Below are 25,173 nucleotides of genomic sequence, written 5' to 3' on the forward strand. Positions count from 1 at the left end.
TCCCATTAATAGGTAGAATTAGGCGTGTATTCTGGGTTTATGTCGCCGCCTACTTCTTCTGGGTCTACATCGTTTATAAGCAACACTTCGCGCACGGCTTCAATATGATCAAGCACCGTTTGATAGCGCTCGCCATATTCGTACTTTGTTACTTCAATTGCTTGCGGCATGTAAGTAAATGCAATTTTTAGTGCGTGTAACGCGTCTGGATTGATTTTATCGCTCATAAATTTCTCTCATTTTATCAATGTATAGTGATTTGTTTAACAGCTGCAAAAAGAGCCTGCCTAGGGACAATTAGCTTTTTGCATACGCCCTAACAAAATAACAATAATTATAGAGTTTGTTGACTGTTAAAGTTAAAAATTTGCCTGTTTAGTCGTTATTTTAATGGGCTAAGCAGTTAAGCACTGATCAGTATGATAACGCAGTTGTTTTTGGGATTATTTAAAAACATTTTTAGCTCATCATATTTGCCTACCTAAATACCAAGTATGCTCAAAAAATGTAATTTTATAAATAAACAGGCATTGATTGTGCGAATAAAAAGGAGCTTGTTAGCTTATTAAGTAACGATAATATGTTGCATAAATTTACAAATGCGCAATATAATGCAAATAGTTGTTATTTGCATGTGCAGGTGTGCGCGTCTGCTATTTATTAAATGAGCTAAAAATGAATAATAAAAAAACCTTTAGCGCTACAAAGCGTCGCCATTTAATGGCGTGCGTATTGGCATTGGTAACCGCTACGGTGATGATCACCGGGATGACTACCTACTTGCCCTTACAAATGAGTGAACAAATTTTACTGCCTATTTTACTGTTTCCAATTATTTGGGTTGGGCTTTTTATATATGCCTACATTAGCGAAAAAGCATGGCAGCCACTTTTACTCATGATCACTTTGTGTTTAGTGCATGGAATTTTAAGTTATTTTGCATTAATGCAGGGGCAAGGATGAAATCAATTACTTTAAAAAAGCTATTTTTATTACATAGTTGGGTGGGCGTAGTAACCGCCGTTTTATTGTTTGTTGTGGCATTTACCGGCGCGTTAGCAGTACTTGCCAGGCCTGAGCTAAAAATTTGGGCCAACCAATCACTGCAGCAAACTCAACATATTCCTAATAGCGAAATAAGCACATTAGTTAATACATACCACGCTCAGGTGCCCAAAGAGTTTGGTGAAAACATTCATGTATTTATGCCAACAGGGCATAATTTTCACTTACTGGCTTTAGTATTTGAATCGCACCATGGTGATGAAAATTACCAGCAAGAAGTACTTCGGGCATTTGAATTTGACCCAGCGAGCTTAGCGTTGGTAAATACCTACTATGGCCCCAGTAAGCAATATTATGCCAATAAAAAAACAGATGCAGCCAGCTACATTGGTGAGTTTCACGCTGACTTACATTTAGGGCGACCTATAGGGCTTATTTTAACTGGGTTTTTAGGTTTAACATTATTAGTAAGTACGGTAACTGGCTTATTTATACATCGTAAATTAATTAAAGAGCTGTCCACCTTTAGGTGGCTTAAAGGCTTTGATGTAACCATAAGTGACGGCCACAAAGTAATGGGCATTTGGGGCAGTATTTTTAATATTGTAATTGGCTTTAGCGGCGCATTTTTAGGGCTCGCAACCGTAATATTACTACCTGCAGCAGCTTTTGTTAGCTTTGGAGGCGACCAAGATAAGTTGATAGAAACTTTTACAGCTATTCCTGAGCCAATAATTAGTTATGTAAATCACCCAACTAACATAACCGCTATTTTAAGTGATGCGCAGCAACGCTACCCACATGCAGTTATTTTAGATGCCACGGTAATGGCGTATAACGATGCTAACGCACAAGTGTATTTACGCCTTTTAGGAGGCGAAGCCGTGGCTTCTCAGTTATTGCATTACAATGGGCAAGGGGAGTACATCACTTCAATGAGTAGTTTTGGCGATATAGCAGGGGTATCAATTAAAATTATTGAAATACTCTTCCCACTCCATTTTGGTAATTTTGCAGGTTTATTTGTCAAGTTACTTTGGGTAATGCTTGGCTTAGCATGTGCCTTAATGCCACTTTCTGGCATGATGATGTGGTTAGCAAAGCGTACCAGAGGCAGCACACCAACGCTTAGCGCTGACGCGTATGCAAGGTGGAACCGCTTTATTATAGGCAGTTGCGGTGGTTTAGTGCTTGCTTGTTGTGTGTTATTCCCTGTGCAAGTACTTTTAAACTATGCCGTGGCTGGTGTTGAGCACAATGCTTACTTTGGGCCGGTATTTTTTTACGCGTGGTTAGTATGGCTAGTAATTGCAGCATTTTGGCAAAACTATAAAAACTACTTTAGAGCAACTTTGTTGCTTTGCGCCTTATTCTTAATAAGTGTTTTACCACTTAATAGTGTATTAGGCGTTAATAATGTTATTAACGCAAACAGTACCCTAGTGGCATTTACAGATATTAGCTTTTTAATTGTTGGGCTGGCGTTTTTATGGGGATACTTAAAAACAAAACCTGATGCCATAGCACTTACAGAGGTAAAAGCAGCATGAACACTGTTATGATAGTTATTGCGCTAGCGTGTTTACTGGCCGCTTTATTATTAATGAGAAGTAAGCACTACAAAGTAGCCTATAAGTGGCTGTATTGTTGGGCTTTAATAGCTATTGCCTTAGCGTTTTTTATAAATGTTTACGCTGTGCTAGCGGGCATTGTATGCACCATTGCAGCGTTTACTGTAATGGGCATACTGGTTGCGCTATCTAAAGGGAAACAACACACTTAGCTTAAAAAGGCTTTGGCTGTATCAATTCCCATTTTGTACCCATCGTTAAGGCGTTTAACATTTTTGGTAGTACGACCCACTCTAAATTGGGGCGGTGGAGCAATAATATTGATTTTGCAATCTTCAGGCGGGTTATTAATAAAATCTATGCTGCTGTTATAAACATGCGCTCTGTTAATCGAGCTATTTATTAAAGCAGGGTAGTTTTTATAAAGTTTTTTGGTTAACCACTGCGATTTACTTGGCTTTTTTCTATAGCCTAGTGGCTGAGAAAGCACCACGGTTATTTCTTGAGCGCCCATTTCGTATGCTTTTATTACGGGAATAGAGTCTGCTACGCCGCCATCGGTCATCGCAATATCATTAATTATAGGGTAATTACGATACGCAATTGGAATCGCGCACGATGCCTTAAGTTGCTCTACCATCGCATCACTACTTGCTTTAAGGTAATGGGGCTGCCCTGTGGTGATAGCTGTAGAGACGATATAAAATTCGTGAGCTGCCTTTGCAAAGGCTTCTGTATTGAGGGGGATTTCTTTAATGGTTGCTTGCCACAGCCAATCTAAATCAAATAAGTGGCCGCCTTTGATAAAGCGCGCTAAGTTAATAAATTCAGGCCGACACGAAAAATCGGTAATAACATGGTAATTTCGTTTAGGTTGTTGGCATAAATAAGCGGCTATATTGGTAGCGCCAGCAGAAACCCCAAAGTAATTAGTAAAAGGTTGATAGCGCTGCGCTAAAAACTCATCCAACACGCCGGCGGCAAAAATACCGCGCATTGCACCTCCCTCAACCACTAAAGAATGTTTATTGTTATTATTAATCATACTATTACCTCCCTGTTGATGATATTACCAACTAACCAAGTAAAGCGCGATAAAATGCTGAAATAATTATACTCATTTGCCACATTACTTTATTCACTTAAGGGATTAAACTTAGCGCTAACGGCGCTAAAAATTTTGATATAAACAGAGCAATAACGAAGCTTTTACCCTGTAATCAATGTGGTTTAGTATTTAAAACTAAATCACTTAATTAAGCTATTTGCTATTAGTGCACTGTTTGGCTTAGCAAAAGCGTTTAGCTGCTAATGTGTTTTGTTTAATCGTAAGTGTTGGGTATTTCTGATAAAGTATTTATTAATACAAGGCTTTGTTAATATTAAAGAATCGTTATTTATGACTGACTTAAGTGTGACCGTATTTAGTAATTTGCAAAATAAGTTAGGTGAAAGCCCGCTTTGGCACCCTTTGCTTGAAACGCTATTTTGGGTAGATATAGAAAAAAATCTCCTGCTAAGTAAGTGTTTAACAAAGCCTGACTCACTAACACAAGTTGAAATGCAAGATACGGTTTCGGCTTTAGCGTGGCTTGATAAAGCACACCTTATTATTGGCACCAGTACGGGTATTTATAAATACCATATAGCTTCTGGGGTGCGCCAAACGCTTACATTTTTAGAAAATACCCAGCCCACACGGCGCTCTAACGATGGTCGAGCCGACCCTTGGGGTGGTTTTTGGCTAAGCACTATGGATAAAAACGCCCGCTCAGGCGAAGGTAAGATTTACCGTTTTTATCAAAATTCGCTTAATTGCGTGGTGCAAGGTTTAACCATTCCCAACGGGTTATGTTTTGATAAAGCGCGCTCACGTGCTTATTACTGCGACTCTAAAGCCAGCTGTATTTTTACTTTAAATGTAAACCCAGACAGCGGCGAGCCTATATTACCCGGCCAAGTTTTTTATCAATTTAAAAATACCCAAGTAGACCCTGATGGCTGTGTGATTGATGCCCTTGGCAACTTATGGCTTGCGGTATGGGATATGGGCTGCGTTATGTGTTTATCGCCAGATGGGGAGGTTTTAAACACACTGTCGCTTGCTGCAACAAAACCTACAAGCGTTGCGTTTGGTGGCAATAACGCACAGTGGCTATTTGTAACTTCTGCAGATGACAGTAATGTAAAAACTAACCAGTCATTACAAGGTAATGTATTTAAAATATCAGGTATAAAAAACGGGCAGCTAGAGCCGCCCGTTACTTTATAATAGATTTAGTTATGTAAATTGGCACACCTTATTTCGGCCTGTTTCTTTTGCGGTATAGAGTGCTTGATCGGCTTTACTTATAAAGCACTGTGGCGTGCTATTTTTATCAGGTGTGGCTGAATAAAAACCGATACTTAATGTTAAGTACTCACTTACGGTAGAATTATCGTGTTTTATGCCTGCCGCGTTAATTGCTTGTTGAATTAAGCGGGTAAATTGTTGGCAGTCTTGCTCATTAGTTGCCGGTAAAATGACCGCAAATTCTTCACCGCCATAGCGCGCGGCTAAATCGCCTTCGCGTTGGCATTGCGACTTAAGCGCAGTTGCCACCTTAACTAAGGCTTCATCGCCCTGTTGATGGCCGTAGCTGTCGTTGTAATTTTTAAAAAAATCTATATCGCACATAATTAAGCTAACGGTTTGCTTTGCACGTGCGCAGCGTTTAATTTCGCTCTCTAGTGCTTTGTCAAAACAACGCCTGTTTGCAATTGTGGTGAGGCTGTCGGTATTAACAAGGTGGTTAAGCTTTTGATTTGCGGTAATCAGCTGTTGTTGAATATGCTGAAGCTCTTGCTTGTAGTTTAAGTTTTTAAACGCATTAGCGATTATTTCACCTACTAGTTTTATCCTAATTAAGTCTAAGTCTGTCCACTCACGTTTTTGCTTTACACAATCACAACCAATAAAGCCTACTAGCTCCTTATCGTAGCGAAGGCCAATACACAGTACCGATTGAATACCTTCACGCTCAAGTTCTTGTTTTTCTTTAGCCGCTTTTTCTGGGAGGCTGGCAACATCATTTACTTTAAATAAGTGTGTGGTGCCCATTAAATTAGCAAAGTAGGGGAGTGAGTTTTTTGGTATGTGCTGTAGTTGATCTTTAAATGGCTGAATACCTTGATTAACCCATTCATGGGTGTTGCGCATTGACTTACCATCGTCAGAAAATTTAAATAAGTAGCTTCTATCGGCATGGCATACAGTGCCAATGGCTTTAAGCGCAAACTCTATATGAGTATCAATATCGTCAATTTGAATATCTATTAAGTCGGTAGAAATTTTTGAAATAATTTTATCAAAGTTATATTGCGCATCTTCGTTGTGTTCAATTATCTCAAACGTAGCAATGTATAAGTGACTATTTAGCGAGGCAAGTTTGGCGTTTAGTAATAGGCCGTGTGTTTGTTTTTGTAAAAATACGTGGCAGTTAGTATTTATAACTAAGTATTTTTCAAACAATTGCGCAACAGTAAATTGTTTTTTACTTTCTGGACTACTTAGCGTGAGGTGCTTAAAGTCTGCATCTTTTAAGGTTGGCTGTGAGGGTAAATCAAATATACTCTGCGCTTGAGTGTTTGCTTTATAGGCTTGTGTTTTAGCATCATAAAGTACAACGGCAAACGGAATAAGCTTTATAGTACTCCACATATCTTCGATTGGTTTTAAGCCCACTCATTGCTCCAGTTGATTTTACATACAATTTAATTGTTCCTACTATGTTATTTAGTACAACTTTAGCTATTTTGCTAAGTTTTTAGTGCGTTTAAGAGGGCTTCGTATTACAATTGCTACTGTATATCATTACCCTTTTCTACTCTAAGCCACCTGACGGCTTATTTGCATTTTAAGTATAGGTTTTTCAAGCATTTCATGACAGAAATCACTACACACCAGGCGTCTCGTCGTCGGTTACTTATCGCTTTAGCGATAACATGTTCATTTATGGTAATTCAGGTAATTGGCGCTTATTACGCTAATTCGCTTGCTGTACTTGCCGATGCAGGGCACTTATTTGTGCATAATAGCTCGCTATTTATTGCCCTTATTGCCTCAAGCTTAGCAATTCATTTTGCTAAAACCTATAACGATGGCTATCAACGCGCTGAGCTCATTGGTGGTTTAATTAATGGTTTACTGTATTTGGCGATAAGCTCCGTTATTTTATATGAAGGTGTAGAGAGAATTTCCCATCATAACGATGGCCATGATTTAGCAATAAACAGCTTTTTAATGTCGAGTATTGCCTCTGTGGGGTTTTTATTTCATGGTGCTGCAGCGTGGGTACTTTATAAAGGCCGCAAAGCAAGCATTAATGTGTACGCTGTATTTTTACATTCGTTTTTTGACATTATATCGACCATTTCTACGTTTATAGCTGGCGTACTTATTTATTTTACGGGCTGGAGCATTATTGATATTTTATCGAGCATGCTAATTGCCTCGTTTGTGTTATTTACCGGTGGTAAAGTGATCACGAGCTGTATTAAAGGGCTGTTCTTTAATAACGCTAAGTTGCCTAAAGTGAAGGATATTGAGCAGTCAATTACCGATTTAGAGCATGTGCATAACGTACATAATGTGACGGTCTCGCGCAAAGACAGCGATATTATTGTCGGCGCTCACGTGGTGTTAAAAGAGCATTGTACAATTGAAAAGCACGATGAAGCCTGCCGCTTAAAAATAGAAAAACTTCTCGCTGCGCGTTTTAATGTTAAAAGCAGCGTACTACAAATAGAAAGCCACGAATGCCAGCATATTCATAGCTAACTTTTTATTAAAGTGTGAATATGCTCATGTGTTTCGGGGTTTTGTAATTGCTCTGCCCGCATTGGTTTTGCAAAATAATAACCTTGTAAAACATGACAACCCAACCCTTCTAAAAAGGCTTTTTGTTGCTTAGTTTCAACGCCTTCGGCTATGCAATAAAGCGCTAAGTTTTGAGCTAAAGTGTAAATGGTTTTGATGATCGACTCATCACTTTTATCAATCCCAATGCTGTTAACAAAGCTTTGATCTATTTTAATGACATCAATAGGGAACTGGCTCAAATAAGTAAGTGATGAGTAGCCGGTGCCAAAATCATCGAGTAACAGCTTAAAACCAGCCGATTTTAACTTTTGTAGTTGCTTTGCGGCTTTTTGCTTGTCTTCTAGCAGTATGTTTTCTGTTATTTCTAGGCGCAGTTGCACTGGGCTCATTTGATGCTGTTTTAATATATTGGTCAGCTTGGTTGCTATATTCGTCCTTAAGATGTGCTTTGGCGACAAGTTAAGTGAAATATAAAACAATGGGTTGCTGGCCAATGTAGGGGCTAGATCAATTAGCGCGCGTTCTAAAGCTTGCTCAGTTAATGCTTCTATCAGGCCTGTTTCTTCAGCAATAGGGATAAATAAAGCCGGCGAGACAAATTGGCCGTTATTTTCCCAGCGCATAAGTAACTCAACCCCATTTATTGTTTGTGCGTGCGTGTCTATTATGGGTTGGTAATGATTAAATAATAGATTATCTTTCGCGGCATCTTTTAAATCGTTTTCGAGGATGAGCTTTTGTTTTATTTGCTCGTTCATCGAGTCGTTAAAAAACTTAAACCCGTTTCGGCCAGCTTGCTTTGCATGCATCATGGCTACATCGGCGTTTCTGATCAGTAAATCGGTCGAGCTGGCATCAAATGGGTATAGAGCCACGCCAATACTGGCTGATATATTAATAGAAAAATCTTCGATAATGACCTTATTGGCAAGTTCTGAACTGATACTTTTGACTATGTTATTTAGTGCGGCTATGTCTTCTACGTTATCAATAAGCACTAAAAATTCGTCACCGCTTTGGCGGCCAAGCGTGGCATTACTTGGCAACATAGCGCTCACTCTTTGGGTAATATTACACAGTAGTTGATCTCCCACTGCGTGGCCAAATGTGTCGTTTACCGGTTTAAATTTGTCTAAATCTATAAATAGTAAAGCGCTTTGAGTGAGCTGTTGGTGAGCTTTTTTAATCGATTTACCAATTTTTTGATGCATTAAACTGCGGTTAGGCAATTGTGTAAGGGGATCGAAATTGGCTAAATAACGCAGCTCGTCTTCTGCCTTTTTTTGCTCGGTTAAATCCGAAATAACAATCACATAGTAACTTATGCTATGTGTATCTTTAGCGATTGCAGTGGCACTTATATGTATGGGGTGGTGCGGGTTAGTTGCAGTTTTAATAACGGCATCAGTTCTCCAATTTTGTTTTGCTGTTAAGCTTTTTAATGTGCTGGCATAGCTTTTACATTGCGTTTTACCTATCGCATTAACAAACACTTTTAAGCTAAGCGGATGTTTATGAGTTTGCGAAAAGGTTTTTATAAAACTGTTATTTGCAGAAACCGGCACCAAATTATTATCTAGAATAAGCAGCCAGTCGTTTATTTGCCCAAACGCCTCACCTAAAATGTTGGCTTGCTGCTCATTGGCACGTTGCTCTGTTATGTTGGTATATATGCCAGATACAGATACCGGTTTATTTGTTTGCTCGTCATAAATAATTTGCCCTAAATCTTGATACCACAACCAATGGCCAAGCTTATGCTTTAACCTGTAAGTTGCTTGCCAATGCTCATGCTTTTTTTGTTTGGTAAAATTTAACCAGTGCGAAATAACCCGTGGTTTGTCTTCAGGGTGAATTAAAGCTAAATAATGTTTTAATGGAATACGGTTTGGCAAATTAGTATACCCAAGCTCACTCCCCCGGTTTGTATTTACCGAATCGTCGCTGTAATGGTAATCCCAAATGCCACTTTTATTGTTACTGAGCGCAAGCTCGGTTTGTTTTTGCGAGTGTATAGTCGCTTTTTGCGCATTAGCTATGGCTAGCTGTCTGCTTCTGTATTGCCAAAACAGTAAACACAGCACAGTTATAATAATTAAAATATAAGCCGCATACGCATAAGGAGACTTCCAAGGCGCGTATGCCACATTAAAATTTAACAGCGCCGGCTTTGACTCGGTCGCACTATTAAAATTATACGCGCTGGCCTTTAATTGATAATTACCTGGTGGTAGCTTTGTAAAAAATATTTTGTTTGCTTTTAAATCATCATACTCTAGCGAAGTAGGTCCTTGAAGCGTAATTTTGTAACGTGTTTCCGCGCTATTTTGAAAATCAAAATTAGAAAAGCTGACCTCCAAACCCATATCTTCATGTGTTAATTGCAATGCAGAGGTGGCAAACTGATTTGGCTGATAGTCTAAATCGCGCGACATTAAAGTTATATCGGTTATTGAGGTTGTTGTTTGCGTGCTTTGCTGTAAAAACTCAGCGGGGTTAAACGAAATTGCACCATAACTGCTGCCAAACATTACATTGTTATTTTTAAGCGTAATTGCCCCTAAAGTGCTAAATAAATTAACCGTTAAACCATCTTTTACTGTAAAAACTCGCAGTCTTAACGTATCGGTATTTAAGCGGTACAACCCATTTTTACTGCTAAACCATAAATAACCATACTCATCGCTAATAAGTGAATAAATAGACTGCGTTTTTAAGGCGTTACTTACGTTAAAGTGGTGCTTTTTTTCCAAGCTCTGCGCATCAATACCCACTAAGCCTTCGCTGGTTGTTGCTAACCATAAAATATTGTTTTTGTCAGCTAACCAGTTTTCGACTGTGTGGTAATTTTGGCTGTCTTTTTTGCTGGTTTTATAAATAGTAGTAAGGGTGTTTGTTTGCTCGTTAAACCGGTAAAAGTGGGTAGTTGTACTTAATACAAACTCATTTGGGTAATCATCAAAAGGTCGATGAAAAGTATAGGCCTCTAAAGGGTTTACATGTTGTTTTAACCCGTTAATTTCGCGCGTTAAGCCTGCTTTACCATTATAAACATAAAAACTGTGATCATTATAAAAAGCGAATGTGTCGGGGGCTACCTCAGACAAACCATAAATAACCGCACCTTCAGACAGTGCGTTATTTAAATCTTTTTTGGCAACGGCAGTGCCTGTTTCTTTGTCAAATAAAATTAAACTGTAGTACCCCGTTAGCCATAAATACCGCGAAGTGGAATCTAAATGCGCTTTATTAATTGCAAAAATAGCGTATTCGCCATAAACCGCTTTAGGGTCTTGCGAGGTTAGGTAGTAGGTTGTTTTGTTTTTAGCATTTACATGAGCAAGGCCATTGTCGGTGCCGTACCACATAGATAAATCATCGTCTTGGTAAATACTGTTTATATAGTTGTTTTCGGGTAGGGTGATTTTGTTAAAACGCCGTGTGTTTATTGACCAAGTAAGCACGCCTTGAGTGCGCGACGCCAGCCAAAACACGCCACTTGAGTCGACCATTAAATCGTTAATAGTATTTTCGGTAATATTAAATTTACTTTGATCAAAGCTAAGAATTAACTCAGTGGTGCCCTTTTCTCGGTTAAATTCGAACAAGCCATGCTCTGTGGCAATAAATTCGCCATAGGGTGTATTGCTGTAATCCCAAATATTGTAATCAGCAATCACGCTTTTAGTGCTTTTATCTGCAGCTGCTCCTGCTGAGCTATTTAAACTTAACGCGTACATGCCCTCAACGGTGCCAACTAATAATCCTAGCGCGGGGTCTACAGATAAAAACTTAACATTACTGTTATCGACTGTTTGTTTATCGGGAGTATGTAAATTAAGAGGGGTTAATGACTCTGTTTTTAGGTCGTAGCTAAATAAACCCGTTTGTGTGCCTATAAATAGCGTGTTTTTGTAATATTTTAATGCGCGCACCACGCTGTTTTCATTGCCTATAGTAAACTCTAAAGTAAGTGAATTTGTTTTAGAGTTAAGTGAATACACGTTGTTTAAAATGGCAAGGTAAAAGGTATCTTGGTGTTGGGCTATCGCTTCAATAGAAGCGAAACTAGCTGTATTACCTGCAAGATTGCCCGAAAATATATTACGAGTAGTTAACGTTTTTGGGTTAACTAAATAGGCACCGGCAAGCTCAGTAGAAACAATTATATTGCCTGCATGCGTTTTAAATAGTGTAGTGATGAAGTTTTCGTTAAGGGTAAATCCGCCATCAAAAGGGGTTACCGTGTAGCCATCAAATCGATTAAGCCCTTGCGCTGTAGCTATCCAAATATAACCTAAATCGTCTTGCAAAATTTTAGTTACGTAATTTTGGGATAAACCTTCATCGGTAGATATTCGTTGTAATTGTTGAGCATAATTTGTGGAGGCCGATACGCTAGTAATACAAAGAAAACATACAGTGGTGAAGAGAAAAAACAAAATACTCAATCGCACTAATAAACTCGCTCTAGGGCAGGGGATATACATATAAAAGTTAAATATAGCACATTTTTTAAAATGTGGATTACAACTTATAACAACTAAATTAAAGCACTAATTTAGTTATTTATAACCATTTAAGCTACGCTTACTAATTATAATTACTTAAAAACGGGGTGTTATGGTTAGTCACAAAAATTTATCTGCAGATAACAGCGTGTTATTAGTGATAGATATTCAAGATAAGCTTTCTCCCGCTATTAGCGAATTTTCTGATTTACTAGAGTGGGCAATAAAAATTGCCAAAGTAAGCGCCCTTTTTAAAATTCCTAGCATAGTGACTGAACAATATCCTCAAGGGCTTGGTGGTACAAACAGGCTTTTAAAAAACACCCTTATAAACGCACAGACTGTTGAAAAAACACATTTTAGTGCGTGTAATGAGCCTGCATTTAATGCTGTGTTTACAAAGCTTACGCGTTCACAAATTATAGTAATAGGCACAGAGGCGCATGTATGTGTTTTACAAACCTGCTTAGATTTAATAGCCCAAGGATTTGAGGTGCATGTAGCGGCAGATGCTGTGGGTTCACGAAATACGATGCATAAATCGCTAGCTCTAGAGCAGTTACAACAGGCAGGGGCAATAATTACAAGCGTAGAAAGTATCATTTTTCAGTGGACAAAAAACGCAGCATTACCTGAGTTTAAAGCGGTTTTATCAATTATTAAGTAAAGTTGGCAAGCTAGGCTATATTGATAATTAAATGTGGTCGTAATTATTAGCTAATACGTACAACCCCTGATTTTGTTTAAAAAAATTTTAATAATTAAAGGTATTTATGAATAGTGTAAGTCGTTTATTCACCATAATATTCATTGTTTTGTTTGTAGAGTCTATCGCCCTAGGCTTGTACTTTGGGACACTTACACAAGCATTTATAGTCGGCCTACCTTTAAGCTTAATGCCTATATGGTTACTTAAAACTCAGCAAAATAACCCAATCACAGGTCATGTTGTTGCTGCGGCAATTATGATGTTTTCTTTTTTGCACATACAACAAGCCTTTGGGTTAATAGAAGTACACTTCGAAATATTCATCTTAATGGCCATGTTGATTATGTTTGTACAGTGGCAGGTGTTTATTACGGCCATTATTTTTGTGGCCGTTCATCATTTAAGCTTTTACTTTTTACAAACACAAAACACCGGTTTTTATGTATTTGACCCTGACAGACTGGCGTTTACTACGGTGCTTATACATGCCGGCTATGCAATAGTAGAAGTGTTTGTAGCAGGCTATATTGCTAAAACTCTACAACAAGAGCGCCGAGCTGCCGTGTCTTTAACCAAAGCGACCGAAGCCATTATGCAAGACCCTGAGCATATACAGCTTTCGCTTAGGGCCGATGATAAAAATAGCAATGCAGTAGCAGGATTTAATACTTTATTGGGTTATTTATCAGATGTAATTAGGCAAGTGCAAACGCAGTCTCTTTCACTGCAGCAAAATTCGCAGCAATTAATAAACGTACACGATGAGCTAGCAAGCGGGGCAGAGCAAAGAAAGCAACAAACTAATGATATAGCAGACTCTGGTGCTCAAGTTGCACAGGGTTTTAGCTTAGTTGAGCATGAAAGTGAAGTATTAAAGCAGCAGGTAGATAACATTACTCAAGCTGCAAATAGTGCCTTAAATGACGTTATGCAAACAGACACTAAAAGCACGGAACTACTTAATTTACTTAATCATACAGAAGAGCAAATAAATCATTTGGTGGCCGCTGGCGATGTAATATCAGGGTTGTTGAATGAAATATCAGGCATTGCAGAGCAAACTAACTTACTTGCGCTTAACGCAGCCATTGAAGCCGCAAGAGCGGGTGAGCATGGACGTGGGTTTGCAGTTGTAGCCGATGAAGTCAGAACGCTTGCTACAAGCAGTAAAGCCACGACAGATAAAATTGCTTTAACATTAAAAGATTTAGTTACAAACAGTAAAACGTCAACCCAATCTATGAGCCAGTGTGTCGATTTTGTTGTTGATTTAACGCATATCAGCACCACCATGAAAGAAAACATAAGCGCCATGAGTGAGCAAATAAAAGCTGTCAGCCAGAGTACTCACTCTGTAGCGCAAGTTGTTGCTGAGCAAGCTGTAAACACAAAACAAATAGCTTCTAGCACAGAACAAATGCAGCAAAGCCAATATCAAGATACCAAAGTGGTAGAAAAACTAACCGCTAAAGTACAAATGATCGACGTAAGCATTGCGGTATTAGAGCAAAGCATTGCTAAATTTAAGTAACTCACATATTAAAACGAGTGCAGTGATTGCTCTGTGGTTAGTATTGACGGTTTCTGGTTTAGTTTATTATCAATATAATCAGTTGCGCGTTTTTGACAGCTATGGCGTGCTTGAGCAACCAGGGTGGTTTACTCAATTTAAACAACACATAGGGTTTACAGCTGCAAAGCATAATTCATTGATTATCGTTACTGACCCTGACTGTGGCTGCACCAAGCAAGCCCAGCCTCATTTAAAACAGTTAGCTGCGTTTTCTAAAGCGCAAAATATTACGCTTATCAATATTGAGCAAACAGCCTCTTTACAAATACTGCTCCCTGCTACACCAGCTGCCGTGGTGATTAACGATAAAGGTGACTTTGTTTATGCCGGCCCACTTTCTCAAGGGCTTGGCTGCGCGCAGGGCAGTGGTTTTGTTGAAACGGTTATAAATAATCTTGTAGCTGGATTTAACAGCGAACTGTTACTTAATAAAACCAGTGGTTGTTACTGCACTGCTTAATATTAGTGAATAATGAATCGCTTCCTAGATTTTCAATTTCAAAAACGTATTTCATTATTGACTCAAGGTAATGCTTAATGACAGACAAATTTAATAAAGTATACAGTGTGAGTGTCGAGCTTGATGAGTTTCTCTTACTTAATGAAACGGGGGGCGAACAAACAATTCAATTGACCGAGGGCCAGTTGTTAATGTTCGACGGTATGAGCATGAGAGACAATTGGAGAGAGTTGGGCGTTGATTGGTTGCTAGAGCCTAGTGCTGCTCAGCAAAATTTAAAAAAACCTGATATAGCCGGTTTGGGTGCCTCAACAATTGTAGTATCCCCTAAATATTCGCCGCTATTCTTAAACGATTTTAGCAACAATGTTGAGCTGCTTGAATGCAATTTAAAAGGTGAGAAGTGGTTTGCATTTAATGTTGTAGGCTTTGACAAAGCCCTTAGTGAAGAACACTCCATCCGAAATATTAAAAATGGCAAACCGAGTAGAATTAGAAAGTTCAAAAAGATGGTATTCGATAAGAGTGCGATTGAAAGTCCTGAATTATTTAGAGTACGAGAAGCTGGGTTTCGATATTTTACTACAGATACTAAAAATAGTTTATATAGCATCGTTCAAGAACATGGGATAAAAGGGTTGTACTTTCATGAAATAGAAACAGCATAGAGAAGTGCAGGATGGATACAGTATTAAATTGTTAAGTGAACAGAATATTTGAGCATTTAAACCTTTTACTCATTTTGATCGTCGAAGTAATGATCTTAATTAACCAATCAGGAAAATAATGAAATATTTAACCAGTATTTTACTGTCAGCTCTCTTGCTTGTAACAAATGCTGTGGCAGAGCCAACTAAGAAAGTACTAATTATAGCATCGAACAAGGTAGATATGGGCGATCCGGAAAAGCATGATGCTAGAAATAATTTATGGGAATTTGCTCCTCCATACCATGTTTTTGTTAGTCATGGGTTTGAAGTCGACTTCGTATCACCAAAAGGTGGAAACGTTGAGTTTATGATGGATCCTTTGGGTATAAGTAGTTATACCATCAAATATGAAGGCTTCTTAGAAAAAGCGAACAGTTCATTCACGCCTTCTCAAATAGATCCTAATGACTATTGGGGGGTATTTATTGGCGGTGGCTACGGAGTAATGTTTGATGTGGCAAATAACAAGGCAATTCATTCCATTATAAGCCGTATATATGAGTCTCGCGGTATTATTGGTGTTGGTGGCCACGGCTCTGCAGGTATAGCTAACGTTACTTTATCTAATGGGCAGTTTTTGGTTAAAGGTAAGAAAGTAGCTGGCTTTCCTAACTCCACTGAAACTTCTAAATCGTGGGCGAAGCAAGGAACTCTCTTACCATTTCTTATTGAAAATCAACTTAATAAGAATGGCGCTATAGCTCAAAATAAGCAAACATTAAAAGATAAAAATGCGGTTATAACAGATCAACGAATTATATCAACAATGTTTCTACCTTCAGCTGCTCTCGTTGCAAAAGAAATGATAATGTTAAACAAATTTAAAGGCACTTCGACGAACTTCGGCAAAGAGCGATCAGCAGACGTTGAGGTTGGCTAAAAATCGTAGTTACTTGGTTGGTCAAACTGCTCTTTGCGCGTATATTCATGAAAATAAGCGACGCGCGCATATTGTTCTATTAAACTTTACTTTAAAGCTTTAAAAAGCTTAGTGGTAGTAATGCTTTAGGTTATTTGTTAAAACTAAATAAAGTAGATAAATGAGCGTTAAGTCGGCAGAAATATGCGCGATGAGCGCACTATTAAATTCCAAATGGAGTTTTGAAGTTTGCACAAATATATTTTTTTATTAGCTATAGCGTTTGCCACAACTGGATGTGTAAGTTTTCAACCGACAAAACTTGATATCCAACCTACTACGAACGCAAAATTAGTTGTTACTGATAATCGGTCTCAGAATCAAAAAGAAACTGAAATGCTTTCGTACATAATCACTAATTGTGACTATGGAATTCAACGGCTTGGTGATGAGTGGACAATACCGAATAAGGTTGAATTCTTAAAATCACAAATTTCAAAGAATTTCCCCGAAACTCAAGATTTAGTGATCGATACCTTCGTTATCTATAACAACATGCAATATCAACTTCGTGAAGGTAACATCTATAGAGGCCCAATTTGGTCAGCCTTTGAATGTAATGAGGCTACGGACAGGTTTACTATGTATACATTTGAAGAAAATCCCGAACGACAAAACATGCTAATAGGTACTTTTGAGGGAAGCATAGATGGCAAGCAATATTCAGCAAGAGCTGCTGAAATACCAACGTGCCCTCAAGGAATGGATGAATGTAACGGTTTAGTGGCGAGAGATAATGCGATTAAAAAGATCTTGGAAAGTATTGTCTCTCAAATTAGATAAAGTGGCTAACAAGCGCCTAAACTCCGACAATGTTAAGTTGTCATGGTTTTGGCAAACAACGCAAAAAGCCATGCCAACACATTGCGTGTTAGGCGGGCGTTAGGTGCCAAAGTATGTATGCATCATTTAAAGAAATGCCGCCTGTTTTAAAATTTTTAACGGGAATGGCAATTTTCTTTATATTTCTTTTTTTGAAAGCCACGGTTCCCGGAATGTTTGGTACTTTTACGTACAATGGTGAAGTTCTAAAATTTAATGAAATATGGAAGCGTGGTTTTGGCGTGCCGTTAATTATAATCGGTCTTTTAGTACCACTCTCTGGCGTATCGATTCTTTTAAAACAAAAGTACTCTCGACATTTCTATTGCTTCGCCTTAGCTATCGCAGTTTCTATGCCAGCGGTAGAAGAAAGAGATTTTTACGCATTAGTATTTTTCTTAATTGTTCCTGTTGCCGCTGCGGTCTATCTTTTTTCATGCAATGAAGTTCGGCGGTATTATGGCACCTAACAAAAAAATTAAGTCACTCACTTCGTTCGCTGGGACGCATACACGTGGGGCGGCTTCGCCATTATGCCCCACATGCCTGCGCCCCTTATTTAAAAGTTATGTGCCAGGGAAGCTAAAGAGGCAATGTTGAGATTTCACGATTATCATCTTCAAAAGTACGAAGTAAGCGACCACGGCAAAACTGTAAAGTTATATTTGGGCTTCGGTTACCCCGGCAAAGAAACTGATTTTTCGGAAATCACCTTCACCGAAGTAGCTATTTATCATTTCGTCCACACTGCATATTCGATTATCACAGACATTGAAAATGTGCCGATTAGCTCTCTCTTCGAAAACGAAAAAGAGAATGTCCAAAATTGGAATCGACATTTTGGCGTCGATATTTGGAAAGATGATATTGAAACTACAGTAAATTATCTTCAAAGTAATAATTACAGTGGCTGGTATATTGAGTCGGCCATAGGTTTCAGTGGGTTTGTTGTGGCTAAATCGGTTAATGGCACATAACAAAAAAATTAAGTCACTCACTTCGTTCGCTGGGACGCATTCATGCGGGGCGGCTTCGCCATTATGCCCCACAAGCCTGCGCCCCTTATTTAAAAGTTAGGCTATATATTTCGACCATCGTACTCCGAGGATAAACATGACTGAAAATCAGTTAAAAAAATTGAAATACTACGTAATTGCAATTACCGTATTATTCGTAGCTGGACACCTGTGGTGGGAGCATTTAAATGGGGGAATATTGAGCCATCACTTAATGCACCATTCTGATTATCCTGCAATATCAAACTGGTGGGGGCTATTAATTCTCCCATTCTTAGCGTGGCTTTCTATAGCGCGCATAGAAAAACGTACAATTTTTCAATCTGGTGATTCACCAGTAAAAGAAAAAATTTCAAGCGGAATACTTATTGGTTTTTTCGGCATGCTGATTTTAAGTTTTGTACAGTCATTCAGCTTTAGTATCGGCTACGAAAACGTTGCAATATACTTGTCTTTAGGCTTGCTAGTAGTCGGGTTGCTCCTCCCCATATACAGATCGGAATGTATTTTTGGCTATGTATTTGGTGCAATAGTTTTTACTGGCGCAATAATTCCACTTATAGGCATATTAGTAATAGGAGCAATTTCGTTGTTTGCTCACGCATGTATAAAACCATTCGTTTTGCGATTTATTAAAGTTGTTAGGACTCAACCGCAGTAGTTTAGCCTAACAAGAATATTCGCAAGGAAACGTAACAGTTGGCTACGTTTCGCTTCGCTCCACAATTTTAGCCAACCATTACTTAGCCTGTTATTTGGGTGTTACGAACGTCCGGAAATGGCACATAGCAGGCCGCCGGTAATTATTGAGTGATGCAATCCACGGCTATAACTGACCAAGAATAGAAGTTCTTTATGTAATGAAAAATAAAGATGCGCTGTCGATACTCCGCAAAGCATCGGCCTAAATAAACTCTACCTCGAAGTAAACCCGATTAGCTTTCGTATAATAGATAGTCAAATTATCACTTCAAAGCACTTACTTTAATAGACGTTTTCAAGCGATTTCTCATTGTTTGTGAAATTTACCTAATAAAAAACATAATTATTTTTAGAGTGTAATTTAGTTAATAAATCTCAATTTAAGTGCCATATTTCATTATAAATCAACAAGTTCTCAACGCGCCGTGAATTCTCGACTTAAGTGGCACTGATCAATTTTTGATCGGCGCCATATAACTTGAGAATCTCAGCCATGTAATAAGATTTCAAAACAATAACTTAGCTTGTGTTCTTTATCGGTACTGCGCCTCTTAAATTGAGAATTATTTATAGCTAAAAACTGCCCCAACACAAATTCTCATCCAGCCAAAAAGTTCTCATTCTGCCTTGCAGATTCTCATTCTGCCACTGAAGAACTCTGACTTGATTTTAATGAGCACATAATTAAGTAGATTCTGTATTCGGTAAATTAGTGGCGAACACTATACGCTAATATTTACTTAGTAAAAGTGTAGTAAATCGATTAGAAAATGGATTTTTAGGATAAAGAGAAATGAAGCCATTTAAGTGAAAGTTAAAATGCAGATATGCGAAACTTCATTTGTAATGTTGAGTTAATTCAAATTTGGTTTGATTTAGGTTTAGTTATGGATGAAATTACTAAACTTTTATTAAAAAAGGGAAAGTTAAACTTATTGATATTCAGTCGATTAGTTTTAGTGAACTGCCGGTATTGTTATTAATAAAGCATAGGCCGAGAACATGTCTCGGCCTAAAAATTAAAGTTGAAATTACAAAGTACTAAATGTCGAGTGATAGCTGTTTGTTTTGCGTTTTCGCCAACTTCAAAGTATCACAATTAAGTATACGTTTTGAATTATTGCCATGAATGTAAACGGGCCTGAGCTTACCGGTATTAATCAACCTCATTAGTTCTACCTTTGGTATACCGGTGACTTCAGCTACGTTTGCAACGGACATCGTTTTATCTCTTATAAGTTGAGTATGTAATTTACAAAAGGTATCGAATGCTTCAGGCAAAACGTGTATGGAATGCATTAAGTCTAATGAAGGTTTGTATGTTATTGATAATTCTTTATTTTTAGCAGCTATCAGTACATCAGTTATACAGATATTATGAAGAGCCATAAAGCGACGTAGCTCAGAAAGGGGGACGTAATCTTTATTGTGGCTGAACTCGGCTAAAAAGGTATAAACACCTGATATTTCAACGCGAGTATCTGTTCTTAAGGCCTTTTTTGAATCAGTTCTTATCAATCCAACTTCGACTAAAAGAGCGATTTGTTTAAACGTTACCCCAATTATAGAGGAGGCTGTTTGAGCTTCAAACCAAAGCTGAGTTATGGGAGCTTTTGAACGAATATACTCGCTATTATACATTTCATATAGTGTGGATAATGACCCCCATTCACATAGCAAATTCTGAACAATAATTTCAATTTTGTGAAACTCAATGTTCAACGGTAGATCTGTTGGTACACGTTTAGCCCTTTCACTTAAGAATACTCTAGCACTATCTGGGTTATTAAGAATATCAGCCGCTCTATTTAATAATGTGGAGGTAATCTCCTTTGGTGGGAAACTCGTTCGTGTATTACTATCGTCAACTATCACTTTAGCTATGAGGTATGCATCGTGGACTTGTTCAGGTGATTTTAATTGATTATTCAATGGCATATGCGTTAAGCGTAAGCCGCACAAAGGTGATGTGCAGCGGCCATTTAGAAGATTAATGGTAAATTGCAGCGGTGAATTGCAATGAGGGCATTCGGATAACAGGGCACACTCATGAATAATACAGTGTCGTAAAAATGGATTTTGCCACTGGGCCCTAAAATACCCATATTGGTTAACACAATCTGGACAAACTTGTGGCGTTAGCAATCTCGCATGTGTCCAGCACTTTATCTTTAATGATGATAAAGTGCGAGTTATAGGAATAAGGTGATCAAGGAGTCCGTTCTTTGTTGATCTACCTTTGATGATACTGGTTAGCATAGCCTTATTGAGTACGCGAGATTCTGATTGTATGCCATTTCTTTTAAGTAAACGAAGTACATAACCAATACCTGACTCCGCTTCATAGTAAGAGGGTTTTATTGGGAAACGCATTAGCATAACCCCGAATAGAACTGACTTCTAAGGTTTTTATCTTGCTCATTTAGATATGCATCTAATTGTTTTTTTGTTAAAAGTTCATAATCAAATGGATTGACAGCCCCAATTGCATATTTCTCAAAGTTTTCAAATAAGGCTTCTATAAGCTGATCATAGTTTTTTGCATTTCGTGTGTTATTACGTAAAAATAAATCGCGCATTGTACTCATGGTGTGCTCACTGTACGCAAGGTAAATACGATCAAGTAGCTCACTGTGCTCATCCTTTGTTAAATTTGGCAACCCAACTTGTTGAATGAACCAATTACAACAGGCAATCCAGTTTTTCGTTTTAGGAAGGATTGGCTTAATTTCAATGGGGCGCATTTGTCGACGAGACATCTGCTCGTCATCGTCAAATTTACCGGCGGTTCTACCAAATGTAATAAGGCGCTTAGCACTGCTTGTACCGGCGAAAATAATCGAACAACGGATCTTGTTGCTATCGATCAGATAGCAAAAATATTTAATAATTCGTTGAAACTCTATCCCATCATAACTTGAGGCAATATTCTGAATTTCATCAAGAATGATTAGCTCCACTTCTAGGCCTTTGAGAAGTGAGATAAGTTGGGCATCCAATTCAGCTGCAGTAGTGCGAGAATTTTGTGTTGTTCCGTCTAGCTCTGAAATTAAAAATCGAGTTATCTCTGCAGTACTTTTTTTAAACTCCTTAAAAGCGACATAAAAGATTGGTTTTGTCGTTTTTTCTGGCTTAGTAACAGGTAAAAACTGAGCGTGATACTGCTTTAATATATACGTCTTGCCAGCACCCGAGGCACCATAAATAAGTTGAGCTCGTTTATCCTCTGAAGGTACGTGATACATATTGTGGATTTCCGCTATCCTCTGCCATATCTTCATTTGTATGTCACATGCGAAAATTGTACTGGGCATAGTTACCATTGTTTTTCATTTCCTTCATCATCATTATAACGGGTAGAGGCCATTTCTCTGGTTTTGCTCACTATCGTATCTGCGTAGGTATCTTGTTCACCTGAGTGCGATATCTGTGATTTAAGTTCATTCACTTTATGAGATTTTTTTATTCGCTCTACAATGGATAAGTTCTCTTTCGTATTTTTATTGAAAGACGCTACCTTTGGGCCTCTGTGCTGTTTGCGTTTGGGCTTTTGCTTTACGAATTCAGTTATTTCACCGACATAGTGACCAGTAGGAGTATGGGAGAAAGTTTCTGTATATATTCCGAGTTGGGTCAGAGTTTGATTGCCATTTAGTTCAGCAAAGCTGACTGGTAGTTTAGTATCATGATGGTCAATATTATCAGCCACTATTTCCACAGGATTGTTCTCGCCAGGCAGTGTTGCTTGAACTGTTACTTTTCTGGCATCTAGGTCGTCATGAAACACATAAACAGAGGGGTTTTCACCCAGCTCCATGTCTGTTTTAGTAGCCGCGTATAGTTGTTTTAGCTCATCACTGTAATAATCTTGACCTAAACATCTGATAGTTCCACGTTGCTGTAATTTATGTGAGGCCTGGGCTCTGGACACGTGGAAGCAATGTTGTAGCTGATCATATGTGAATGAAGGCATAGGCGTATCAATAATGGACTGATTCCATTTTTTGATAGGCGTATGGCCAGCCTGTTTATGGTGTTTGTGCATGTATTCTGTCAAAAATATATTCAGTAGCTTTGTAAAATCAGATACCTTTATATCCGCACGTTTAGCTAATGGAATTGTGTCGAGTGAGTTCGGGTTAGTACGTTTTCCTGAATAACTTTGAAATCCAATACTCGTCTCACCACTTTGTGTTTCAATCTTCATACCCGAAAAAAAGTGATCTCTTAATACATTAAAAAATGACTCAATGAATGGCTTTTTAGCAGGTTGATTTGATGGTGTATAATGAATATTTAACTCAAGTCGCTCCGCAGCCTTTTTTATCAAACGATTATTAAACCCTGGGCCATTATCCATAATCAATGTAGTCGGTTTGCGTCCATTCATTGTAAGATTACTATCCGCCATAAATATTTGACGTAAAAGGTTAAGCCCACCGGCAGAGTTTTCAGGTTCAAAGCTAAGCACCACAGAGATAGGTGCGCGTGTGTATACGTCTATTGCTACATACAAAGAAATAGGCGGTGTCGGAAGACCTGTTTTGTCGTCAATTAAACACATATTTAGCACAACACGGTCGCATTCAACGCGCTGCATTGCGTAATAGGTTTTTATTCGTTTACGTAGCGTTGTTAGTCGCTTATTGATTTCCGCTTGTGAAAGGCCTTTAAAATTAGCAAGTTTTTCGGCATCAGTAAGCTCTTGTAACCGGCGGTAAAAGGTGCGTTGTGATGCGATTTGAATCTCATTATTTTTCAAGCTAGCTTCTTGCGCTTCTCGTTTATAGTTACTGTAATATGCGCCTTTGAAAGCAGAGTTATTACACGAATAGACGGTAGCGATGTAGTGCTGTATGAAAGCCTCAGTGGCCGCATTTAGCCGTATAGGCCTATTACGCTTCACTCCCGCAAGCGCCTCATCATTAAAATCTGATTGAACCCATACGCGCCAATGGCGACATACCGTTTTCCATTGCGGGTGTTTTGTGGCAATAGTTGCAGGATGTTGACTCTCGACTCGTTTGATGAGCTCATCATATGTCTTCTTGGTTGTAGCAGGGTATCCTTCACTAACCAGTTCTTTCAAGATAGATTGATAAATCAATCGTGATGTAACCGTTAACTTTTGATATTCTGTTAGTTCAATATGTTGATACTGTGCGTTTCTTAATATAAAGCCCTGATCATCAATTGATTTCTCAAAGTCGTCTCGAGGTAATAGGCGCTTCTTAGTCTCTATACCATCACCGGAAAGGAGTATTGATGTACTGTCAACAAACGCAATAGATTCAACGTTACCGTACTTATTAGTCAAGTCAGTGCCCGTAGCATATCCGATCATTTGAGGTGACCTCGCATCAATGTAGTAGAGGCGTTTAACGGCTTCTCCATATCGAATTTATATACATTTGATGCAATTAGTCCATAAGCCTCTGACACTGGGTTTTTAGCTATACCCTCCAAGCATTCGATGAGTTGACCAAAGGTTAAATCTCCATCAGGCAGCATTGTTAATGGGAATGAATGCTCCGAGTAATACATTGTTATCAGATTCAGGTTCGCCATAAAGATAGTATTGAGCTTATCGACGATGATTAACCGTAAACCTATTTGTGCTTTTTTTCGGGTGTACTCATTAAAAAGATGAATTTTCGAGTGATACTCTTTATCAACCTGAGACTCATGATGAACTTCAATATATTCAGCGAAGCCAGAATGATATAGGACTAAGAAGTCGGGTGTATAGCGGTAAACTTTTTTGTCTATAGTCACTTCTATTTGCTCAGGCTGGGTGGCAAACAGCTTCACATTAGGGTCACATTCCAGTTTAAAAGCCAGGATCAGCTCCTGAAATGACTCGGGATTAAGTGCGCACTGATTTTTATGGGAGTAAAATCGTATAACAAATCGACCTCTGTGAACGTTAGCGTTCGTCTTTGTAACGGTCATAATTTTACCTCCCAAAAAATAAATGTCTTTACACTATAGATAATGGGTGATAAATTAAAAGGTTTATCTTTAGAATAGTTGTTCTTGGTAAGCATTTTTACATTATTCCTTTCGTCATAATTAGGCTTATCAATCCTTGGAGCCACTGAAAATTTTGTTTTATTTTCAAGGGTTAATCTCACTTTAAAATTCAAAAGTTAAGTTCAATGTTTTTTCTACGAGCAAATTATTTATTCTCAAAAAAAATTTATCTTTAAAGTACTGTGAAGGTTTCTCGAGTTGTTTTTACCTTATCCAAACCGGTTTTATGTTTGTGTTTAACATGACGTTGTTATGTTCAAGTAAAACACCCAAAGCGTAAT

General features: G+C 38.3%; 22 protein-coding genes. 14 read left to right on the top strand and 8 right to left on the bottom strand.

The genetic code is table 11. The annotated features are described in order from the left end of the window. Positions 1–5 precede the first annotated feature (5 nt). Positions 6–227: a hypothetical protein gene (locus AN390_RS08280; protein WP_024032720.1), complete on the bottom strand. Its 222-nt coding sequence runs from the start codon at positions 225–227 to the stop codon at positions 6–8. Positions 228–675: 448 nt separating this feature from the next. On the opposite strand from AN390_RS08280, the gene AN390_RS08285 reads away from it, so the two are divergent. Genes AN390_RS08285 through AN390_RS08295 form a run of 3 tightly spaced genes read left to right on the top strand, consistent with a single transcriptional unit; the run spans position 676 to position 2,788 of the window. Then, entirely contained in the window at positions 676–963 is a 288-nt protein-coding gene (locus AN390_RS08285) for a hypothetical protein (RefSeq protein WP_031289698.1), read from the top strand. Further along, entirely contained in the window at positions 960–2,555 is a 1,596-nt protein-coding gene (locus tag AN390_RS08290) for a PepSY domain-containing protein (RefSeq protein ID WP_055253854.1), read from the top strand. Before AN390_RS08285 ends, AN390_RS08290 begins: the two co-directional genes overlap by 4 nt. Further along, positions 2,552–2,788, top strand: coding sequence for a hypothetical protein (locus AN390_RS08295; protein ID WP_024032717.1), 237 nt, complete (start codon positions 2,552–2,554; stop codon positions 2,786–2,788). The genes AN390_RS08290 and AN390_RS08295 overlap by 4 nt, the downstream gene beginning before the upstream one ends. On the opposite strand, the gene AN390_RS08300 is transcribed toward AN390_RS08295, so the two are convergent. Next, positions 2,785–3,621, bottom strand: coding sequence for a patatin family protein (locus tag AN390_RS08300; protein WP_055253856.1), 837 nt, complete (start codon positions 3,619–3,621; stop codon positions 2,785–2,787). The two genes, AN390_RS08295 and AN390_RS08300, sit on opposite strands and share 4 nt — an antisense overlap. A gap of 354 nt (positions 3,622–3,975) precedes the next feature. Here AN390_RS08300 and AN390_RS08305 point away from each other — a divergent pair, with 354 nt between their 5' ends. Further along, a complete protein-coding gene (locus AN390_RS08305; protein WP_055254384.1) occupies positions 3,976–4,848 on the top strand; it encodes an SMP-30/gluconolactonase/LRE family protein in 873 nt (290 codons plus the stop codon). A 9-nt stretch (positions 4,849–4,857) separates the two neighbouring features. Here the strand turns inward: AN390_RS08305 and AN390_RS08310 are convergent, their stop codons facing one another. After that, positions 4,858–6,300 carry a diguanylate cyclase domain-containing protein gene (locus AN390_RS08310; RefSeq protein WP_095206742.1) on the bottom strand — a complete coding sequence of 481 codons (1,443 nt, stop codon included), beginning with the start codon at positions 6,298–6,300 and terminating at the stop codon, positions 4,858–4,860. A gap of 198 nt (positions 6,301–6,498) precedes the next feature. Between AN390_RS08310 and AN390_RS08315 the strand changes: the two genes are divergently transcribed. Further along, a complete protein-coding gene (locus AN390_RS08315) occupies positions 6,499–7,395 on the top strand; it encodes a cation diffusion facilitator family transporter (RefSeq protein WP_029774437.1) in 897 nt (298 codons plus the stop codon). On the opposite strand, the gene AN390_RS08320 is transcribed toward AN390_RS08315, so the two are convergent. Next, positions 7,392–11,927 carry an EAL domain-containing protein gene (locus tag AN390_RS08320; protein ID WP_164488077.1) on the bottom strand — a complete coding sequence of 1,512 codons (4,536 nt, stop codon included), beginning with the start codon at positions 11,925–11,927 and terminating at the stop codon, positions 7,392–7,394. The two genes, AN390_RS08315 and AN390_RS08320, sit on opposite strands and share 4 nt — an antisense overlap. A 133-nt stretch (positions 11,928–12,060) precedes the next feature. Between AN390_RS08320 and AN390_RS08325 the strand changes: the two genes are divergently transcribed. The 9 genes from AN390_RS08325 to AN390_RS08365 all read left to right on the top strand — a co-directional run bounded on the left by AN390_RS08325 (position 12,061) and on the right by AN390_RS08365 (position 18,818). Then, positions 12,061–12,615, top strand: a complete 555-nt coding sequence (locus AN390_RS08325) for a hydrolase (protein WP_055253861.1) — start codon at positions 12,061–12,063, stop codon at positions 12,613–12,615. Positions 12,616–12,721: 106 nt separating this feature from the next. Beyond that, the gene (locus tag AN390_RS08330; protein WP_055253863.1) at positions 12,722–14,188 is read left to right on the top strand and encodes a methyl-accepting chemotaxis protein; all 1,467 of its coding nucleotides are present in this window, start codon (positions 12,722–12,724) and stop codon (positions 14,186–14,188) included. Beyond that, positions 14,172–14,690 (top strand): DUF6436 domain-containing protein, encoded by a 519-nt coding sequence (locus AN390_RS08335; RefSeq protein ID WP_055253865.1) that lies wholly within the window; start codon positions 14,172–14,174, stop codon positions 14,688–14,690. The genes AN390_RS08330 and AN390_RS08335 overlap by 17 nt, the downstream gene beginning before the upstream one ends. A gap of 77 nt (positions 14,691–14,767) precedes the next feature. Next, positions 14,768–15,358: a hypothetical protein gene (locus AN390_RS08340; RefSeq protein WP_055253867.1), complete on the top strand. Its 591-nt coding sequence runs from the start codon at positions 14,768–14,770 to the stop codon at positions 15,356–15,358. Positions 15,359–15,476: 118 nt separating this feature from the next. Next, complete coding sequence (locus AN390_RS08345; RefSeq protein ID WP_055253869.1) at positions 15,477–16,280, top strand: type 1 glutamine amidotransferase domain-containing protein; 804 nt, start codon at positions 15,477–15,479, stop codon at positions 16,278–16,280. Positions 16,281–16,508: 228 nt separating this feature from the next. Next, positions 16,509–17,102, top strand: a complete 594-nt coding sequence (locus tag AN390_RS08350; RefSeq protein WP_055253871.1) for a hypothetical protein — start codon at positions 16,509–16,511, stop codon at positions 17,100–17,102. A gap of 113 nt (positions 17,103–17,215) precedes the next feature. Then, a complete protein-coding gene (locus tag AN390_RS08355; RefSeq protein WP_055253873.1) occupies positions 17,216–17,611 on the top strand; it encodes a hypothetical protein in 396 nt (131 codons plus the stop codon). 123 nt (positions 17,612–17,734) lie between these two features. Beyond that, a complete protein-coding gene (locus tag AN390_RS08360; RefSeq protein WP_054981868.1) occupies positions 17,735–18,118 on the top strand; it encodes a hypothetical protein in 384 nt (127 codons plus the stop codon). 136 nt (positions 18,119–18,254) lie between these two features. After that, positions 18,255–18,818, top strand: coding sequence for a hypothetical protein (locus AN390_RS08365; protein ID WP_055253875.1), 564 nt, complete (start codon positions 18,255–18,257; stop codon positions 18,816–18,818). A 1,082-nt stretch (positions 18,819–19,900) separates the two neighbouring features. On the opposite strand, the gene AN390_RS08370 is transcribed toward AN390_RS08365, so the two are convergent. From AN390_RS08370 to AN390_RS08385, 4 genes are read right to left on the bottom strand one after another with little or no spacing between them, the layout of a single operon-like run. Continuing rightward, positions 19,901–21,232 (bottom strand): hypothetical protein, encoded by a 1,332-nt coding sequence (locus AN390_RS08370; protein WP_126009132.1) that lies wholly within the window; start codon positions 21,230–21,232, stop codon positions 19,901–19,903. Further along, positions 21,232–22,182 (bottom strand): TniB family NTP-binding protein, encoded by a 951-nt coding sequence (locus AN390_RS08375; protein WP_055253878.1) that lies wholly within the window; start codon positions 22,180–22,182, stop codon positions 21,232–21,234. The genes AN390_RS08370 and AN390_RS08375 overlap by 1 nt, the downstream gene beginning before the upstream one ends. After that, positions 22,176–24,203, bottom strand: a complete 2,028-nt coding sequence (locus tag AN390_RS08380) for a DDE-type integrase/transposase/recombinase (protein WP_055253880.1) — start codon at positions 24,201–24,203, stop codon at positions 22,176–22,178. Before AN390_RS08380 ends, AN390_RS08375 begins: the two co-directional genes overlap by 7 nt. Then, a complete protein-coding gene (locus AN390_RS08385; protein WP_055253882.1) occupies positions 24,200–24,811 on the bottom strand; it encodes a TnsA endonuclease N-terminal domain-containing protein in 612 nt (203 codons plus the stop codon). The genes AN390_RS08380 and AN390_RS08385 overlap by 4 nt, the downstream gene beginning before the upstream one ends. Positions 24,812–25,173: the final 362 nt, after the last annotated feature.

Origin of the sequence: Pseudoalteromonas sp. P1-11 (genome assembly GCF_001399995.1) — a bacterium.
GTDB lineage: Bacteria > Pseudomonadota > Gammaproteobacteria > Enterobacterales > Alteromonadaceae > Pseudoalteromonas > Pseudoalteromonas atlantica.

What these genes read in the sequence shown, in the direction of transcription:
- AN390_RS08280 (WP_024032720.1), bottom strand. Translation starts at nt 227, where the DNA reads ATGAGCGATAAAATCAATCCAGACGCGTTACACGCACTAAAAATTGCA.
- AN390_RS08285 (WP_031289698.1), top strand. Translation starts at nt 676, where the DNA reads ATGAATAATAAAAAAACCTTTAGCGCTACAAAGCGTCGCCATTTAATG.
- AN390_RS08290 (WP_055253854.1), top strand. Translation starts at nt 960, where the DNA reads ATGAAATCAATTACTTTAAAAAAGCTATTTTTATTACATAGTTGGGTG.
- AN390_RS08295 (WP_024032717.1), top strand. Translation starts at nt 2,552, where the DNA reads ATGAACACTGTTATGATAGTTATTGCGCTAGCGTGTTTACTGGCCGCT.
- AN390_RS08300 (WP_055253856.1), bottom strand. Translation starts at nt 3,621, where the DNA reads ATGATTAATAATAACAATAAACATTCTTTAGTGGTTGAGGGAGGTGCA.
- AN390_RS08305 (WP_055254384.1), top strand. Translation starts at nt 3,976, where the DNA reads ATGACTGACTTAAGTGTGACCGTATTTAGTAATTTGCAAAATAAGTTA.
- AN390_RS08315 (WP_029774437.1), top strand. Translation starts at nt 6,499, where the DNA reads ATGACAGAAATCACTACACACCAGGCGTCTCGTCGTCGGTTACTTATC.
- AN390_RS08320 (WP_164488077.1), bottom strand. Translation starts at nt 11,927, where the DNA reads ATGTATATCCCCTGCCCTAGAGCGAGTTTATTAGTGCGATTGAGTATT.
- AN390_RS08325 (WP_055253861.1), top strand. Translation starts at nt 12,061, where the DNA reads ATGGTTAGTCACAAAAATTTATCTGCAGATAACAGCGTGTTATTAGTG.
- AN390_RS08330 (WP_055253863.1), top strand. Translation starts at nt 12,722, where the DNA reads ATGAATAGTGTAAGTCGTTTATTCACCATAATATTCATTGTTTTGTTT.
- AN390_RS08340 (WP_055253867.1), top strand. Translation starts at nt 14,768, where the DNA reads ATGACAGACAAATTTAATAAAGTATACAGTGTGAGTGTCGAGCTTGAT.
- AN390_RS08345 (WP_055253869.1), top strand. Translation starts at nt 15,477, where the DNA reads ATGAAATATTTAACCAGTATTTTACTGTCAGCTCTCTTGCTTGTAACA.
- AN390_RS08355 (WP_055253873.1), top strand. Translation starts at nt 17,216, where the DNA reads ATGTATGCATCATTTAAAGAAATGCCGCCTGTTTTAAAATTTTTAACG.
- AN390_RS08360 (WP_054981868.1), top strand. Translation starts at nt 17,735, where the DNA reads ATGTTGAGATTTCACGATTATCATCTTCAAAAGTACGAAGTAAGCGAC.
- AN390_RS08365 (WP_055253875.1), top strand. Translation starts at nt 18,255, where the DNA reads ATGACTGAAAATCAGTTAAAAAAATTGAAATACTACGTAATTGCAATT.
- AN390_RS08370 (WP_126009132.1), bottom strand. Translation starts at nt 21,232, where the DNA reads ATGCGTTTCCCAATAAAACCCTCTTACTATGAAGCGGAGTCAGGTATT.
- AN390_RS08375 (WP_055253878.1), bottom strand. Translation starts at nt 22,182, where the DNA reads ATGGTAACTATGCCCAGTACAATTTTCGCATGTGACATACAAATGAAG.
- AN390_RS08380 (WP_055253880.1), bottom strand. Translation starts at nt 24,203, where the DNA reads ATGATCGGATATGCTACGGGCACTGACTTGACTAATAAGTACGGTAAC.
- AN390_RS08385 (WP_055253882.1), bottom strand. Translation starts at nt 24,811, where the DNA reads ATGACCGTTACAAAGACGAACGCTAACGTTCACAGAGGTCGATTTGTT.